The sequence below is a fragment of the Geobacillus sp. YF-1 genome, from assembly GCF_052692335.1.
On record NZ_CP199850.1, the window covers coordinates 15,001 to 31,274 of the forward strand.

General features: G+C 52.6%; 13 protein-coding genes, 3 rRNA genes, 1 other RNA gene and 1 other annotated feature (1 of these 18 running past the window's edge). Of the genes, 15 read left to right on the top strand and 2 right to left on the bottom strand.

Annotated elements, in window-relative coordinates:
• Window positions 1–364: ribosomal RNA gene (locus ACTVIM_RS00055) — 23S ribosomal RNA — on the top strand (it extends 2,566 nt beyond the left edge of the window).
• A 222-nt stretch (window positions 365–586) separates the two neighbouring features.
• Window positions 587–703, top strand: a 5S ribosomal RNA gene (gene rrf, locus ACTVIM_RS00060).
• A 140-nt stretch (window positions 704–843) separates the two neighbouring features.
• Here rrf and ACTVIM_RS00065 read toward each other — a convergent pair.
• Window positions 844–1,836 (bottom strand): YaaC family protein, encoded by a 993-nt coding sequence (locus tag ACTVIM_RS00065; protein ID WP_033018347.1) that lies wholly within the window; start codon window positions 1,834–1,836, stop codon window positions 844–846.
• A gap of 125 nt (window positions 1,837–1,961) precedes the next feature.
• On the opposite strand from ACTVIM_RS00065, the gene guaB reads away from it, so the two are divergent.
• The 5 genes from guaB to serS all read left to right on the top strand — a co-directional run bounded on the left by guaB (window position 1,962) and on the right by serS (window position 8,070).
• Complete coding sequence (gene guaB, locus ACTVIM_RS00070; RefSeq protein ID WP_445613311.1) at window positions 1,962–3,428, top strand: inosine 5'-monophosphate dehydrogenase; 1,467 nt, start codon at window positions 1,962–1,964, stop codon at window positions 3,426–3,428.
• A 103-nt stretch (window positions 3,429–3,531) separates the two neighbouring features.
• Window positions 3,532–4,890: a D-alanyl-D-alanine carboxypeptidase family protein gene (locus tag ACTVIM_RS00075; RefSeq protein ID WP_445613312.1), complete on the top strand. Its 1,359-nt coding sequence runs from the start codon at window positions 3,532–3,534 to the stop codon at window positions 4,888–4,890.
• 128 nt (window positions 4,891–5,018) lie between these two features.
• The gene (pdxS, locus tag ACTVIM_RS00080; protein WP_033018342.1) at window positions 5,019–5,903 is read left to right on the top strand and encodes a pyridoxal 5'-phosphate synthase lyase subunit PdxS; all 885 of its coding nucleotides are present in this window, start codon (window positions 5,019–5,021) and stop codon (window positions 5,901–5,903) included.
• 24 nt (window positions 5,904–5,927) lie between these two features.
• On the top strand, window positions 5,928–6,515 hold the full coding sequence (gene pdxT / locus ACTVIM_RS00085) for a pyridoxal 5'-phosphate synthase glutaminase subunit PdxT (RefSeq protein WP_445613313.1): 588 nt from the start codon (window positions 5,928–5,930) through the stop codon (window positions 6,513–6,515).
• Between the two features lie 5 nt (window positions 6,516–6,520).
• Window positions 6,521–6,740 (top strand) — a binding site (T-box leader).
• Between the two features lie 55 nt (window positions 6,741–6,795).
• Window positions 6,796–8,070, top strand: coding sequence for a serine--tRNA ligase (gene serS / locus ACTVIM_RS00090; protein WP_445613314.1), 1,275 nt, complete (start codon window positions 6,796–6,798; stop codon window positions 8,068–8,070).
• A gap of 246 nt (window positions 8,071–8,316) precedes the next feature.
• Here serS and ACTVIM_RS00095 read toward each other — a convergent pair whose 3' ends face one another.
• Window positions 8,317–9,609 (bottom strand): LysM peptidoglycan-binding domain-containing protein, encoded by a 1,293-nt coding sequence (locus ACTVIM_RS00095; RefSeq protein ID WP_445613315.1) that lies wholly within the window; start codon window positions 9,607–9,609, stop codon window positions 8,317–8,319.
• Between the two features lie 85 nt (window positions 9,610–9,694).
• Here ACTVIM_RS00095 and tadA point away from each other — a divergent pair, with 85 nt between their 5' ends.
• The 8 genes from tadA (at window position 9,695) to ACTVIM_RS00135 (ending at window position 16,088) form a co-directional block, all read left to right on the top strand.
• The gene (tadA, locus tag ACTVIM_RS00100) at window positions 9,695–10,192 is read left to right on the top strand and encodes a tRNA adenosine(34) deaminase TadA (protein ID WP_445613316.1); all 498 of its coding nucleotides are present in this window, start codon (window positions 9,695–9,697) and stop codon (window positions 10,190–10,192) included.
• 38 nt (window positions 10,193–10,230) lie between these two features.
• Window positions 10,231–10,495: signal recognition particle sRNA large type (gene ffs, locus ACTVIM_RS00105), an RNA gene on the top strand.
• 111 nt (window positions 10,496–10,606) lie between these two features.
• Window positions 10,607–12,286 carry a DNA polymerase III subunit gamma/tau gene (dnaX, locus tag ACTVIM_RS00110; RefSeq protein ID WP_033842752.1) on the top strand — a complete coding sequence of 560 codons (1,680 nt, stop codon included), beginning with the start codon at window positions 10,607–10,609 and terminating at the stop codon, window positions 12,284–12,286.
• A gap of 22 nt (window positions 12,287–12,308) precedes the next feature.
• Entirely contained in the window at window positions 12,309–12,635 is a 327-nt protein-coding gene (locus ACTVIM_RS00115) for a YbaB/EbfC family nucleoid-associated protein (RefSeq protein WP_033018335.1), read from the top strand.
• Window positions 12,636–12,644: 9 nt separating this feature from the next.
• Complete coding sequence (gene recR / locus ACTVIM_RS00120) at window positions 12,645–13,241, top strand: recombination mediator RecR (RefSeq protein ID WP_033018333.1); 597 nt, start codon at window positions 12,645–12,647, stop codon at window positions 13,239–13,241.
• Window positions 13,242–13,263: 22 nt separating this feature from the next.
• Window positions 13,264–13,515: a YaaL family protein gene (locus ACTVIM_RS00125; protein ID WP_033018348.1), complete on the top strand. Its 252-nt coding sequence runs from the start codon at window positions 13,264–13,266 to the stop codon at window positions 13,513–13,515.
• A gap of 284 nt (window positions 13,516–13,799) precedes the next feature.
• Window positions 13,800–14,063, top strand: a complete 264-nt coding sequence (locus ACTVIM_RS00130) for a pro-sigmaK processing inhibitor BofA family protein (RefSeq protein ID WP_033018332.1) — start codon at window positions 13,800–13,802, stop codon at window positions 14,061–14,063.
• 467 nt (window positions 14,064–14,530) lie between these two features.
• Window positions 14,531–16,088, top strand: a 16S ribosomal RNA gene (locus ACTVIM_RS00135).
• Window positions 16,089–16,274 lie beyond the last annotated feature (186 nt).

The following is a 16,274-nucleotide window of genomic DNA, read 5'->3' on the forward strand; positions in this document are numbered from 1 at the left end:
TCCCAAGGGTTGGGCTGTTCGCCCATTAAAGCGGTACGCGAGCTGGGTTCAGAACGTCGTGAGACAGTTCGGTCCCTATCCGTCGCGGGCGTAGGAAATTTGCGAGGAGCTGTCCTTAGTACGAGAGGACCGGGATGGACGCACCGCTGGTGTACCAGTTGTCCCGCCAGGGGCACCGCTGGGTAGCTATGTGCGGACGGGATAAGCGCTGAAAGCATCTAAGCGTGAAGCCCCCCTCAAGATGAGATTTCCCATCGCGTTAGGCGAGTAAGATCCCTCGAAGATGACGAGGTCGATAGGTCCGAGGTGGAAGCGTGGCGACACGTGGAGCTGACGGATACTAATCGATCGAGGGCTTAACCTAGAAAAGCGGAGGACCCCCGCCGATCGGCGAAACGCGCTGGAGGGCCTGCGAGGAGGCTATACCGCCATAGCAGGATCGAAGCGTCGCGAGCCGATGGCGGCCGGAGCTAGACAGTACGAAGCGCGGCTTCTTCCGACGGTTATCTAGTTTTGAAGGAATGAGTTCCTTCTTGACAGGAATTGATTTTCTGGTATAATGATTCATGAAAAACGGAATCGCTTGCCTAGTGGTGATAGCGGAGGGGAAACACCCGTTCCCATCCCGAACACGGAAGTTAAGCCCTCCAGCGCCGATGGTAGTTGGGGCCAGCGCCCCTGCAAGAGTAGGTCGCTGCTAGGAAAAAAATCCCTTGTCGACATGAACATCGACAAGGGATTTTTTGTTTGGTTTGACCGTTATGTTTCGTACTGTAAAGAAATAGTTTGTTCTCAGCCAACGCAGAGTGGCAGCCGTTACTGCGGGTTGGATCATAACGGCATTTACGCATCGGCTGAGCAGCTGTTCCATTTTTGCATCAAGTATTCATTCACGAGCCATGGAACTTTTTTCGCTGACACGGTGAGAAATTCGACAATAAAAATATACGCTTTGCTTGGATAGGAGTGAAGAAGCTCGCACCACCACTCGGTTTCATACCGAGAAATCATGCTCAAATTGTACAACAATAAATAGTGAGCATGTATTTCCGGTAACAAAAAAATTTTTTCTTTCTTGACCGCGATTCGATAGGTGCCATCAAGCTGAAAGAAAAATGGTCCCTCCCCGACCGGGGAAAGCGGCGCTGTCAGTTGAAAACGTAGCCATTCTCCTTCTTCATTGACAAATGTGATCGCCTTTCCTTGCCCCTCTTCCCGTAGGTATTGAAGGAAGCGAGTCAATGGCATGTGATAATAGTCTAAAATGGCTTTTGGGATGGCTACCATTGGAGGGGAGACAGTATGTACAACCGGCAAAGACAACTGCTTTTTTCGTCCACTTAAGAGGAAAAAGGTGTCATGCAATTCGCCGATCCGTTGCAGCAACGCCCCCATCCGAAACTTCTCCCCGGCTTCCTGTTTCACATGAAACATTTTTTCAGAAAAATGAGTGAATAAACCGTTTTTTTGTACTTTTACCTCATCATCAAGAAATTCATAACCTTGCTTTTTCCGTTTCCTTGCTGATACACCGTGGGCGAGGACTGACGTCGACTCAGGATAATCGGGATCAACGGTAAGCAGACATGCTTTTAAAAGCTGCACCATACCATAAAACAACAACACCGGCTTGATTGACAGCGGTGCCTGTTGAGCCGTAGCATAAAAGTTCTGCCCGTGCTCCAAATAATATAAAAACGGGTAGCAGTTCGTATAGCTGCGCTGAACAGCATCTTCGCGATGCAATTGTTTGTAGCATTGCTGCAAAAATTGGCGAGCGGTGTCAGCGGATTGGAAAACGGAAAGGCGGGGTTGTTTGTTGTTATTTCCGAACATTTTATCCCCCCTGTTACTAGATGATGAACAAATAACTGAAAAGTTGAACATTTCCCTGATTCCTTGACAGTAGTTTAACCAGTTGTTAAGCTACTAATAATATTTCCGGACAAGGGGGAGAAAACATGTGGGAAACGAAATTTGCAAAGGAAGGTTTGACGTTTGACGATGTTCTTCTCATCCCAGCCAAATCAGACGTATTACCGCGCGACGTTGATGTGACGACAAAATTGAGCGATACCCTGCAGCTGAACATCCCCATTATTAGTGCCGGCATGGACACTGTGACGGAAGCCGAGATGGCCATTGCCATGGCTCGGCAAGGAGGACTTGGCATTATTCATAAAAATATGTCCATTGAGCAGCAAGCCGAACAAGTTGACAAAGTGAAACGCTCAGAGCGGGGGGTTATTACCGATCCCTTTTTCTTGACACCTGACCATCAGGTGTATGACGCGGAACATTTAATGAGCAAATACCGGATTTCAGGTGTGCCGATCGTCAACAATGCTGAAGAACAAAAGCTTGTTGGCATCATTACGAACCGCGATTTGCGTTTCATTCAAGATTACTCGATAAAAATTTCCGAGGTAATGACGAAGGACCATTTAATCACTGCTCCGGTTGGAACAACGTTGGAGGAAGCGGAGAAAATTTTGCAAAAACATAAGGTTGAAAAACTGCCTTTGGTCGATGAAAACGGAGTGTTGAAGGGGCTCATCACCATTAAGGATATTGAAAAGGTGATCGAGTTTCCTAACTCGGCAAAGGACGCTAAAGGACGGCTTGTTGTCGGTGCAGCCGTAGGGGTGACAGCCGACACAATGATCCGCGTCAAAAAGCTTGTTGAGGCGGGAGTCGACGTCATTGTTGTCGACACAGCGCACGGTCACTCCAAAGGTGTTCTTGAGACGGTAGCGAACATTCGTCGTCAATACCCAGACTTGAACATTATCGCTGGCAATGTCGCGACAGCTGAGGCGACGCGCGATTTAATTGAGGCGGGGGCGAACATTGTCAAGGTTGGAATTGGACCGGGATCCATTTGTACGACGCGGGTTGTCGCCGGGGTCGGTGTTCCACAAATTACGGCGATCTACGACTGTGCGACAGAGGCGCGCAAACACGGCGTTCCCATTATCGCTGATGGCGGGATTAAATACTCCGGTGACATCGTGAAGGCGATCGCAGCTGGAGCGCATGCCGTCATGCTTGGAAGCTTGCTCGCCGGCGTTTCGGAAAGCCCGGGAGAGACAGAAATTTATCAAGGCCGCCGCTTTAAAGTATATCGGGGCATGGGATCGGTCGCGGCGATGGAGCGCGGCAGCAAAGATCGCTACTTTCAAGAAGATGCGAAAAAGTTCGTTCCCGAAGGCATTGAGGGGCGCGTGCCATACAAAGGACCGCTCGCCGATACGATTTACCAGCTCGTCGGCGGACTGCGCGCCGGTATGGGCTATTGCGGGACGAGAAACTTGGATGAGTTGCGGGAGAAAACGCAATTTATCCGCATGACGGGCGCAGGGTTGCGCGAAAGTCATCCGCACGATGTACAAATTACGAAAGAGGCGCCAAACTACTCCGCGTTTTAAGCGCAGTTGCGCCAATCGTCCTAAGTTTGACGGAGATTCGTCCTCCGTCTATTTTTTTGGCTGTCCATATGTTACAATAACGGTTGTGTAAGGAGGGTGCGACGTGAAAACGAAAAAACAAACTTGGTTTTTTTGGCTGCTATCGATTTGTCTTTGTTTGACCGTTTGGCCGTTCCAACGAACGGTGCAAGCGGAAAGCGCGCCGCTTGACATTCGAGCCGATGCGGCCATTTTAGTGGACGCGCAAACAGGAAGAATTTTGTATAAAAAAAATATTGATACAGTGCTCGGCATTGCCAGTATGACAAAAATGATGACCGAATATTTGCTTCTTGATGCGATTAAGGCGAAGCGTGTCAAATGGGACCAAACGTATACGCCGAGCGAGTATGTATATCGGCTTTCCCAGGACCGTGCCTTGTCGAACGTCCCGCTGCGCAAGGACGGCAAATATACGGTGCGGGAACTGTATGAAGCGATGGCGATTTATTCAGCTAATGCCGCAACGGTTGCCATTGCTGAGGTCATAGCTGGATCGGAAAAAAATTTTGTAACGATGATGAACAAAAAAGCGAAGCAGCTTGGGCTCAAAGATTATAAGTTCGTCAATGCGACCGGACTCAGCAATCAAGACTTAAAGGGCTTCCATCCAGAGGGAACGAATACGGATGAGGAAAATGTTATGTCCGCACGGGCCATGGCGATGCTTGCCTACCGGCTGTTGAAAGACCATCCCGAAGTGCTGGAAACAGCGAGTATTCCCCGAAAAATATTCCGGGAAGGAACAGAAGATGAAATTCGAATGGACAACTGGAATTGGATGCTTCCCGGCCTTGTATACGGATACGAAGGGGTTGACGGGCTGAAAACTGGCTATACAGAATTTGCCGGCAACTGCTTTACCGGAACGGCAAAGCGGAACGGGGTGCGCCTCATTTCTGTTGTTATGAACGCGAAAGACGCGAGTGGAAAAACGACAAAAGAGGCGCGCTTTCAAGAGACGGCCAAACTGTTTGATTACGGATTCCATCAATATTCGCTTCAAACACTTTATCCGAAAGGGTATGAACTGAAAGGAAAAAGCACAGTTCCGGTAGTCAAAGGGAAAGAAAAAGAAGTGCGCGTCGCTACGGCGAAAAAGCTGACACTGCTCGTCAAAAACGGTGAGGAAAAACAGTACAAGCCCGTCTATGTATTCGATAAGAAAAAAATGACAAAGGAAGGGAAACTGCTCGCTCCGCTGAAAAAAGGAGAAACTGTCGGGTATATGACGCTCGACTATAAAGGAGATGACTCCCTTGCCTTTTTAAGCCCGGACATGGAGAAAAACATCCGTGTTCCGCTTGTGACGACCGTCGAGGTGGAAAAAGCAAACTGGTTTGTGCTCTCCATGCGTGCGATCGGCGGCCTGTTCGTCGACTTATGGACGAGCGCTGCGAAAACGGTGAAAAGCTGGCTGTGAAGCGACTCCCCTGCTTGGGGAGCTTTTTTCCATTGTGATTTTTGTAAAAATTGAGGTAAAATAAAACAGTGGAATCATCCTTTTGCGTATATGACTAAGCATAAGGATAGGAATAGGGGGAATCAACGTTGGCATTGACAGGCACAGACCGCGTCAAACGCGGCATGGCGGAAATGCAAAAAGGCGGCGTCATCATGGACGTTGTCAATGCAGAACAAGCGAAAATTGCTGAGGCGGCAGGGGCTGTCGCGGTCATGGCGCTCGAGCGCGTCCCGGCGGACATTCGCGCTGCCGGCGGTGTCGCGCGCATGGCGGACCCGACGGTGGTCGAAGAAGTGATGAACGCCGTTTCCATCCCGGTGATGGCGAAAGTGCGCATCGGTCATTATGTGGAAGCGCGCGTCCTTGAGGCGCTCGGCGTTGACTACATCGACGAAAGCGAAGTGTTGACGCCAGCTGATGAAGAATTTCATATTGACAAGCGGCAGTTTACGGTTCCGTTTGTATGCGGGTGCCGCGACTTAGGTGAGGCCGCCCGCCGCATCGCGGAGGGGGCGTCGATGCTGCGGACGAAAGGGGAGCCGGGGACAGGCAACATCGTTGAAGCGGTGCGCCATATGCGCAAAGTCAACGCGCAAATCCGCAAAGTCGTCAGCATGAGCGAGGACGAGCTTGTCGCTGAGGCGAAGCAGCTTGGGGCTCCGGTGGAAGTGTTGCGCGAGATCAAACGGCTTGGCCGCCTCCCGGTCGTCAATTTCGCCGCCGGCGGTGTCGCGACACCGGCTGACGCTGCTCTCATGATGCACTTAGGCGCAGACGGCGTCTTTGTCGGGTCAGGCATTTTCAAATCGGAAAACCCGGAAAAATATGCGCGGGCGATCGTTGAAGCGACGACTCATTACGAGGACTACGAGCTGATCGCCCACTTGTCCAAAGGGTTGGGCGGCGCGATGCGCGGCATCGATGTCGCGACATTGTTGCCGGAGCACCGCATGCAAGAACGCGGTTGGTAAGCCGGACAAAGGAGCTAAGGAACGATGAAAATTGGAGTGCTTGGACTGCAAGGGGCCGTGCAAGAACATATGCGCGCCATTGAGGCGTGCGGCGCCGAGGCGGTCATCGTGAAAAAACCGGAGCAGCTCGCTGGACTCGATGGGCTCGTGTTGCCGGGTGGCGAAAGCACGACGATGCGGCGCCTCATTGACCGGTACGGACTCATGGAGCCGCTGAAGCAATTTGCCGCCGCCGGCAAGCCGATGTTCGGCACGTGCGCTGGACTCATTTTGCTGGCGAAACGAATCGTCGGTTACGACGAGCCGCACTTAGGGTTGATGGACATTACGGTCGAGCGGAACTCGTTCGGACGGCAGCGGGAAAGCTTTGAAGCGGAGCTGTCGATTCAAGGGGTCGGCGACGGGTTCGTCGGCGTCTTCATCCGTGCGCCGCACATCGTCGAGGTCGGAGACGGGGTCGATGTCCTCGCGACATACAACGACCGCATTGTCGCGGCCCGGCAAGGCCAATTTCTTGGCTGCTCGTTCCACCCCGAACTGACCGATGACCATCGGTTCATGCAATACTTCTTAAATATGGTCAAGGAAGCAAAAACGGTATCAAGCGTATAATAAATGCGAACGCGATGAGAGGAACTAGTAGCAGGCATCCCTCCTTTCAGAGAGCCGGTGGGTGGTGCGAACCGGCAGGAGGCGCCTGTGAATCCATCCTCGAGCAAAATGCTGAACACCTAAGCGGTCAGTAGGCGTTTTCGGCAGCCGCCGTTATCGGCATGAGCGGAAGGCATGATTAGCCTTCAATAAGGGTGGCACCGCGGGAACGCTCCCGTCCCTTTTTTTGGGACGGGAGCGTTTTTATGTATAATAAATGGTGGGTAAGGAGGTAAAACAAATGCTGGATGTAAAATTACTGCGCACTCAATTTCCAGAGGTAAAAGAAAAGCTGATGCAGCGGGGCGGGGACTTGGCCCACATCGACCGGTTTGAGCAGCTCGACAAGGAGCGCCGCCGTTTGATCGCGGAAGTCGAAGAGTTGAAAAGCAAGCGCAACAATGTGTCGCAACAAATCGCCGCCTTAAAGCGCGAAAAAAAGGACGCTGAACCGTTGATCGCCGAAATGCGTCAAGTCGGCGACCACATTAAACAATTGGACGAGCAAATTCGCCAACTTGAAGAAGAGCTTGACGGCCTTCTTTTGTCGATGCCAAACGTGCCGCATGAGTCTGTGCCGGTCGGCCAATCGGAAGAAGATAACGTCGAAGTGAGACGATGGGGAGAACCGCGCTCGTTTCCGTTTGCACCGAAGCCGCATTGGGAAATCGCCGATCAACTTGGTTTGCTCGACTTCGAGCGGGCTGCCAAAGTGGCAGGAAGCCGGTTTGTGTTTTATAAAGGGCTAGGGGCTCGTCTTGAGCGGGCCTTAATCAACTTTATGCTCGACATTCATCTCGATGAGTTTGGTTACCAAGAGGTGTGGCCGCCATATTTAGTGAACCGGGCGAGCATGATCGGAACCGGGCAGCTTCCGAAGTTTGCTGAGGATGCGTTTCATTTGGACAGCGAGGATTATTTCCTCATTCCGACAGCGGAAGTGCCGGTGACGAACTTGCATCGCGATGAAATTTTAGCGGCTGACGATTTGCCGCTTTACTATGCGGCTTACAGCGCGTGCTTCCGTGCCGAAGCTGGCTCGGCTGGCCGCGACACGAGAGGGCTCATCCGCCAGCACCAATTCAATAAAGTCGAGCTCGTCAAGTTCGTCAAGCCGGAGGATTCATATGCCGAGCTCGAAACATTGACGCGCCAAGCGGAAACGATCTTGCAGCGGCTCGGGCTTCCGTATCGTGTCGTCGCCTTGTGTACAGGGGATCTTGGATTTTCCGCGGCGAAGACGTATGACATCGAGGTGTGGCTGCCAAGCTATGGCACGTACCGGGAAATTTCGTCGTGCAGCAACTTCGAGGCGTTCCAGGCGCGCCGTGCCAATATCCGCTTTCGCCGCGAGCCGAACGCAAAGCCGGAGTATGTGCATACGCTAAACGGCTCAGGGCTGGCGATCGGGCGCACTGTCGCCGCCATTTTGGAAAACTATCAGCAGGAAGACGGATCGGTCGTCATTCCCGAGGCGCTCCGTCCGTACATGGGGAATCGGGATGTCATTCGCTAAGCGGGGAACAGAGGTGATTCCTCTTCGCCATTGATTGACTTTTCCTTGCGGTCGTGTTATAGTGAATGACGTTGGCAATGAGAAGAAAGGAACGGCAGACGCCAATTCCCCTATTCTCAGCCACGGCGATGAAGAGCCATACTGACGCGCATAAGAGGAGAATTGTCTATTCGGAACGGCTTCCCACTAAGCCGCCGTTTCCGACCATAAAAAAACCCGCCGATTGAAGGCGGGTTTTTTTATCCGTCATCCTCCCCTCTTTCCGACGATAAACTGATCATTGATCAACAACCAATTTTGCGGGAAATCAAGGCCAAGCTTCCAGTAACTCACCCCGCGCAGCCCGAGTTCTTTGACTAACTGGAATTTGGCTTGAATCGACCGGGCGTCTTCAAACCATACTTCATGTTCGCGGCCGTTCTCATCGCGATAGCGAAAGTGTGGCGCCTGCGCCTCGATGTCGTATTCAATGGCGACGTTATACCTCGCAGCGAGGGCGATGGCTTGCTGCGGACTAATCGCTCGGGCGTATGGACCGCCCGGTACGTACGGCAACGTCCAGTCATAGCCATACAAGTTTTGTCCCATTAAAATTTTTCCTGCCGGCATTTCCGAAAGAGCATACTCAAGTACGCGCCGGACCGGGCCGATTGGCGAAACGGGCATTGGCGGTCCGCCGCTGTACCCCCATTCGTACGTCATAATGACGACAAAATCGGCGATTTGTCCGTGGGCACGGTAATCGTGCGCCTCATACCAGCGCCCGCGCTGAGTCGCACTCGTTTTCGGCGCTAACGCGGTCGACATTAGCCACCCTTCTCGTTCAAACCGCCGTTTCGCCTTGCGCAAAAAGGCGTTGTATGCCTCGCGGTCTTCCGGGCGCAAATATTCAAAATCGAAATGAATGTCGCGAAAACCGTAACGTCTGGCGGTCGCGACAATGTTGTCGAGCAAGCGGTTTTGTAGCGTCTCATTCGTTAAAATAAGGGCGCCAAGCTCGTCGCTGAATTGCCCGTTTTCAATGTTGGCAACCACCATAACAAGCGTGACGCGGTTGGCGCGGGCGATGGCCGGAACGTCGTCAAGCGGCGGTTCTTGCAGTGTCGCGTCGCGCCGGATAGAAAAATAAAAGGGGCTTAAATAGGTCAAATACGGGGCGGCCTCGCGGGCGCTCGCTTCCAGTGCCGGGCTGACAGTCGTTCCGCGCGGCTCAATGTATGCGTTAAATTCCGCTCTCCGCTTGGCGCCGGGAGGGATGTACAGCCGCTGACCGACCCGCAGCGGGGCATTTAACGAGAGGCGGTTCACCTCTGCAAGCCGCTGCATCGGAATCGAGAATCGGCGTGCAATCGACCATAAACTGTCGCCGCGCTGCACCCAATAAAAACGGCCAACGATCGGGATCACCAGCGTCTGGCCGACAACGAGTTTATCAGGGTTTGGGAGCTTGTTGGCGCGGACAATTTCCTCGACGGTCGTTCCGTATGCCTCGGCAATCCCGCTCAACGTTTGTCCGCTCTGTATGACATGGATTTGCATACTGGCCCTCCTAGTTGCGTCTTTATTCTCCATATTTTATGATGGAAAGGCAAGAGAAATGACCGTTTGCGCAAAGGGGTATACGATGAACCACGATGAGTATTACATGAGGTTGGCGATTGAAGAGGCAAAAAAAGCCGAACAAATCGGCGAAGTGCCGATCGGCGCCATCATCGTTCAAGACGGCCGCATCATCGCCCGCGCCCATAATTTGCGGGAAACGGAGCAGCGCGCCATTGCCCATGCGGAAATTTTAGCGATTGACGAAGCGTGTCGGTCCATCGGTTCATGGCGGCTTGAGCGGGCGACGTTGTATGTGACGCTTGAGCCATGCGCCATGTGTGCGGGAGCGATCGTCCTTTCCCGCATTGAGCGGGTGGTGTTTGGTGCCAGCGACCCAAAAGGAGGCTGCGCCGGGACGTTGATGAACTTGCTGCAAGAGAGCCGGTTCAATCATCAAGCTAGCGTGACGAGCGGTGTGTTGGCAAGCGAGTGCGGTTTGCTGTTAAGCGATTTTTTCCGCCGGCTGCGGGAACAGAAGAGAAATGTTGGCGGGAGTTCCAATGAAAAATCGGTTCGGTGACATTGCTTTTTTTCTGCAAACGAGCTATACTGATAGTGCCGTGCTAAGCGGGGAGGTAGCGGTGCCCTGTACTCGCAATCCGCTCTAGCGAGGCTGAATTCCTTCTCGAGGTTAGTCTGTTGTGAGGTCTGTCTCAAGCAAGTGGTGTTGACGTCTGGGTCCTGCGCAATGGGATTCCGTGAACCCTGTCAGGTCCGGAAGGAAGCAGCAGTAAGCGGATGCTCCCATGTGCCGCAGGGGTGCCTGGGCTGAGCTAACTGCTTGAGCAACGCTCGGGGCAGCTAATCGACAGAAGGTGCACGGCCTTACATAGCCGAAAAAACCCACTCATAACGAGTGGGTTTTTTGTTATTTCAAATCGAAACGAGAAGTTATATAATAAATAAGATGAGAGGAAGAGGAGGGCCGTTTTCCGTGGCATATCAAGCGTTATACCGTGTTTTCCGGCCGCAGCGCTTCGCTGACATGGTTGGCCAGGAGCACGTGACCAAGACGTTGCAAAGCGCCCTGCTTCACCATAAAATATCGCACGCTTACTTATTTTCCGGTCCGCGCGGGACGGGAAAAACGAGCGCGGCGAAAATTTTTGCCAAGGCGGTCAACTGCGAACGGGCTCCGGCGGCCGAACCATGCAACGAATGCCCTGCTTGCCTCGGCATCACAGACGGAACGATTCCGGATGTGTTGGAAATTGACGCCGCCTCCAACAACCGTGTCGATGAAATCCGCGACATTCGCGAAAAGGTCAAATTCGCTCCGACCTCGGTCCGCTACAAAGTGTACATTATCGATGAAGTGCACATGCTATCAATCGGCGCGTTTAACGCCTTGCTGAAAACGTTGGAAGAGCCGCCGAAACACGTCATTTTTATTTTGGCTACCACTGAACCGCACAAAATTCCGGCGACGATTATTTCCCGCTGCCAACGGTTTGATTTTCGCCGCATCCCGCTATCGGGTCTCGTGTCGCGTCTGAAATACGTAGCCAATGCCCAGGGGGTGCAGGCATCCGATGAGGCACTGTCCGCTATCGCTCGTGCTGCCGATGGCGGAATGCGTGATGCTCTCAGTTTGCTCGATCAGGCCATCTCGTTTAGCGATGGAACGATCGAGCTTGACGATGTGTTGATGATGACCGGGGCGGCGTCATTTGCAGTGTTGGCCGGTTTGATTGAAGCGATTCACCGGAAAGACACGGCCGCAGTGTTGCAACAGTTTGAGGCGATGATGGAGCAAGGAAAAGACCCGAATCGTTTGGTGGAAGACTTGATTTTGTACTATCGCGACTTGCTTTTCTATAAAACTGCCCCTCATGTCGAAGACGCCATTCAAATTGCCATTGTTGATGAAACGTTCGTCTCCCTTGCTGAGACGATTTCGCTCCACGATGTGTACGGGGCTATCGAATTGCTGAACAAAAGCCAGCAAGAGATGAAATGGACGAACCACCCGCGCCTTTTGCTGGAAGTGGCGCTTGTGAAGCTTTGTCATTCGCCATCCGCCGCTTCGGCGCTCTCTGTTTCCGAACTTGAACCGTTGATGAAGCGACTGGACATGCTAGAAGCAGAATTGCGCCGTCTAAAGGAACAATCGTCCGTTTCTTCATCCGCTCCCGCCTCAACGAAAAAACCGGTGAAAGCGGTGAAAGCAGGGGGATATAAAGCGCCAGTCGGCCGCATTTATGAGCTGTTGAAGCAAGCGACGCACGAAGATTTGGCACTGGTGAAAGGCCGCTGGGCGGATGTGCTTGATACGTTAAAGCGGCAGCACAAAGTATCGCACGCCGCGCTCCTGCAAGAAAGCGAGCCTGTTGCGGCAAATGCCTCGGCATTTGTGTTAAAATTTAAATATGAAATCCATTGCAAAATGGCAACCGATCCAGCAAGCTCGGTCAAAGAAAACGTTGAAGCCATTTTGTTTGAACTGACTCATCGGCGCTTTGAAATGATCGCTATCCCGGAAGAGGAATGGGGAAAAATAAGGGAAGAGTTTATCCGCAACAAAGAAGCCAAAGCGGAAAAAAGCGAGGAGGAGCCGTTGATCGCTGAGGCAAAGCGGCTGTTTGGCGAGGAATTGATCGAAATGAAAGAATAACCGACCAAAGGAGGATGTGAAAATGATGCGTGGCGGAATGGGCAATATGCAAAAAATGTTAAAGCAAATGCAAAAAATGCAAAAAGAAATGCAAAAGGCGCAGGAAGAACTGGCGGAAAAAACAGTGGAAGGCACAGCCGGGGGCGGCATGGTAACCGTGATCGCCAACGGCCATAAACAAATTTTACAGGTAAACATTAAAGAAGAAGTGGTCGATCCGGATGACATTGAAATGCTGCAAGATTTGGTTTTAGCAGCGACAAACGACGCCCTCAAAAAAGCGGATGAACTGGCCAATGATATGATGGGGCAGTTTACAAAAGGGCTTAACATTCCAGGATTGTTCTAGGGGGATACGATGCATTATCCAGAACCGCTATCCAAACTGATTGATAGCTTTATGAAACTGCCCGGGATCGGCCCAAAAACGGCTGCCCGCCTAGCTTTTCATGTGTTAGCCATGAAAGAGGATACCGTGCTTGAATTTGCCAAAGCGCTCGTTGACGTCAAGCGACAGATTCGTTACTGCACGGTTTGTGGACATATCACCGATCGCGATCCTTGCTACATTTGCAAAGATGAGCGTCGGGATCGAACAACGATTTGTGTCGTACAGGATCCGAAAGACGTCATCGCCATGGAGAGAATGAAAGAATACAACGGCTTATATCACGTCTTGCACGGCGCAATCTCCCCAATGGAAGGCATTGGTCCGGAAGATATTAAAATCGCCGAACTATTGGCGCGGTTGCAGGACGAAACGATTCAAGAAGTCATTTTGGCAACCGACCCAAACATTGAGGGAGAAGCAACGGCGATGTATATCTCGCGCCTGTTGAAGCCAACGGGGATTAAAGTGACTCGCATCGCTCATGGCTTGCCTGTTGGCGGTGATTTGGAATATGCGGATGAAGTGACACTGTCAAAGGCGTTGGAAGGGCGTCGCGAACTATAGAGAAAAAAAGGTGGGGATCGATTTGCTTTGGCGGCGAAAGGGGAAACTAAAGAGACAGTTTGATGAAAAGCTGCTAGCTGAACTGCAAAAGGCAAGAGACGAATGGCTCGAGCAAAAGCAGCTCATCGAAAAAAGCGTCGACCCGTCACCAGAAGTGTGGAGCGCGCTGCAACTCGCCGAGGCCAAATATTTGTTTCTTCTCCGCGAGGCAAAGCACCGCCGCGTGACAAACGTCCATCGGTTCCATCCTATGCGCGGAGCGGTTCGTCGCTGAGCATAGGAGAAGCCGGTGATGTCGGTGTGGAAATCGTTGGTGATTGTTTCTTCCGGTTAGACGGCTTTGAGCGCCCACTACTAGGGCTGAAATGCAGCCGAGGGGTTAGAAACGCCTGAAACCATGGAAGGCCGGTGATTGAAGGAGAAATACCGCTCTCCAACAGTGTTTCTCAAACCTTCCTTCTGATGAAAAGAATGTGCCCTTCGCTATATTTTTTGTTCTTTTTTCCCCCGCTGTTCATACGTTTGTAGTACAAGCGTAGAAAAAAGGGGGTTGAGTCTTTGGAGCCAAATGTTGTGATTCCTTTGTTATTGGTATTCATCACAATGCTGCTGATTGTTGGCGCCCGCCTTAAAGCGCTCCGCTTGATCGGTTACGCTGCCGTTCGGCTGCTCGTCGGCGCGCTTGCATTGTTTGTCATCAACGCCATCGGCGGACAGTTCAGCGTTCATATACCGATCAATTTCATCACTTCACTCATTTGCGGGTTTCTCGGTCTTCCCGGAGCAGCAGCGTTGATTGTCATTGATCAGTATATTTTGTAGGAGAAAGGCCATTCTTGTAGCGAAAGGGCAAAATCCAATATAAAGAAACGATGGAACACGAATCGTTTTGTGATGGAGAGAAAGAGACGTCTCCTTACTTTTTTAGGGACGTCATTTTTTTATAAAAAACCATTGACTTTTTGATCATTGTTAGGTATATTAAATAACGTCGCTGTCGACAAAAAACATCTTGACAATGACTTGATGGATGTCTATAATAATAAAAGTGTGCGAGATGATATCGCTCATGCTCCTTGAAAACTAAACAAAACCCAAGCGCCAATACGAAAAGCGGAGGCCGCTCGCCTATCGGCGAAACGCGCTGGAGGGCCTGCGAGGAGGCTATCGCCGCCGCAGCAGGACCGAAGCGTCGCGAGCCGATAGCGGCCGAAGCTAGACAATACAAAAAGTGGAGGTCGCTTGACACGTTTGGTGTCGGCGCCGAAGCTTACAAAGCCAATCCACTTTTTTTGGAGAGTTTGATCCTGGCTCAGGACGAACGCTGGCGGCGTGCCTAATACATGCAAGTCGAGCGGACCGAATCGGAGCTTGCTCTGGTTGGGTCAGCGGCGGACGGGTGAGTAACACGTGGGCAACCTGCCCGCAAGACCGGGATAACTCCGGGAAACCGGAGCTAATACCGGATAACACCGAAGACCGCATGGTCTTTGGTTGAAAGGCGGCCTTTGGCTGTCACTTGCGGATGGGCCCGCGGCGCATTAGCTAGTTGGTGAGGTAACGGCTCACCAAGGCGACGATGCGTAGCCGGCCTGAGAGGGTGACCGGCCACACTGGGACTGAGACACGGCCCAGACTCCTACGGGAGGCAGCAGTAGGGAATCTTCCGCAATGGGCGAAAGCCTGACGGAGCGACGCCGCGTGAGCGAAGAAGGCCTTCGGGTCGTAAAGCTCTGTTGTGAGGGACGAAGGAGCGCCGTTTGAACAAGGCGGCGCGGTGACGGTACCTCACGAGAAAGCCCCGGCTAACTACGTGCCAGCAGCCGCGGTAATACGTAGGGGGCGAGCGTTGTCCGGAATTATTGGGCGTAAAGCGCGCGCAGGCGGCTCCTTAAGTCTGATGTGAAAGCCCGCGGCTCAACCGTGGAGGGTCATTGGAAACTGGGGAGCTTGAGTGCAGGAGAGGGGAGCGGAATTCCACGTGTAGCGGTGAAATGCGTAGAGATGTGGAGGAACACCAGTGGCGAAGGCGGCTCTCTGGCCTGTAACTGACGCTGAGGCGCGAAAGCGTGGGGAGCAAACAGGATTAGATACCCTGGTAGTCCACGCCGTAAACGATGAGTGCTAAGTGTTAGAGGGGTCACACCCTTTAGTGCTGCAGCTAACGCGATAAGCACTCCGCCTGGGGAGTACGGCCGCAAGGCTGAAACTCAAAGGAATTGACGGGGGCCCGCACAAGCGGTGGAGCATGTGGTTTAATTCGAAGCAACGCGAAGAACCTTACCAGGTCTTGACATCCCCTGACCACCCAAGAGATTGGGCGTTCCCCCTTCGGGGGGACAGGGTGACAGGTGGTGCATGGTTGTCGTCAGCTCGTGTCGTGAGATGTTGGGTTAAGTCCCGCAACGAGCGCAACCCTCGCCTCTCGTTGCCAGCATTCAGTTGGGCACTCTAGAGGGACTGCCGGCGACAAGTCGGAGGAAGGTGGGGATGACGTCAAATCATCATGCCCCTTATGACCTGGGCTACACACGTGCTACAATGGGCGGTACAAAGGGCAGCGAACCCGCGAGGGGGAGCGAATCCCAAAAAGCCGCTCTCAGTTCGGATTGCAGGCTGCAACTCGCCTGCATGAAGCCGGAATCGCTAGTAATCGCGGATCAGCATGCCGCGGTGAATACGTTCCCGGGCCTTGTACACACCGCCCGTCACACCACGAGAGCTTGCAACACCCGAAGTCGGTGCGGTAACCCTGACGGGAGCCAGCCGCCGAAGGTGGGGCAAGTGATTGGGGTGAAGTCGTAACAAGGTAGCCGTACCGGAAGGTGCGGCTGGATCACCTCCTTTCTAAGGGGAAAAGCGAAGGCCGCCCGCCAATCGGCGAAACGCGCTGGAGGGCCTGCGAGGAGGCTATTGCCGCCGCAGCAGGACCGAAGCGTCGCGAGTCGATGGCGGCCGGAGCTAGCCAATACGAAAAGCGGAAGCAAGACAACGATGGATCGTTCACACAGAGGCGCTTGTGGTTTTGTTTAG

Coding starts and splice junctions, on each gene's coding strand:
- ACTVIM_RS00065 (WP_033018347.1), bottom strand. CDS start 1,836: ATGTTCGGAAATAACAACAAACAACCCCGCCTTTCCGTTTTCCAATCC.
- guaB (WP_445613311.1), top strand. CDS start 1,962: ATGTGGGAAACGAAATTTGCAAAGGAAGGTTTGACGTTTGACGATGTT.
- pdxT (WP_445613313.1), top strand. CDS start 5,928: ATGAAAATTGGAGTGCTTGGACTGCAAGGGGCCGTGCAAGAACATATG.
- serS (WP_445613314.1), top strand. CDS start 6,796: ATGCTGGATGTAAAATTACTGCGCACTCAATTTCCAGAGGTAAAAGAA.
- ACTVIM_RS00095 (WP_445613315.1), bottom strand. CDS start 9,609: ATGCAAATCCATGTCATACAGAGCGGACAAACGTTGAGCGGGATTGCC.
- tadA (WP_445613316.1), top strand. CDS start 9,695: ATGAACCACGATGAGTATTACATGAGGTTGGCGATTGAAGAGGCAAAA.
- ACTVIM_RS00115 (WP_033018335.1), top strand. CDS start 12,309: ATGATGCGTGGCGGAATGGGCAATATGCAAAAAATGTTAAAGCAAATG.
- recR (WP_033018333.1), top strand. CDS start 12,645: ATGCATTATCCAGAACCGCTATCCAAACTGATTGATAGCTTTATGAAA.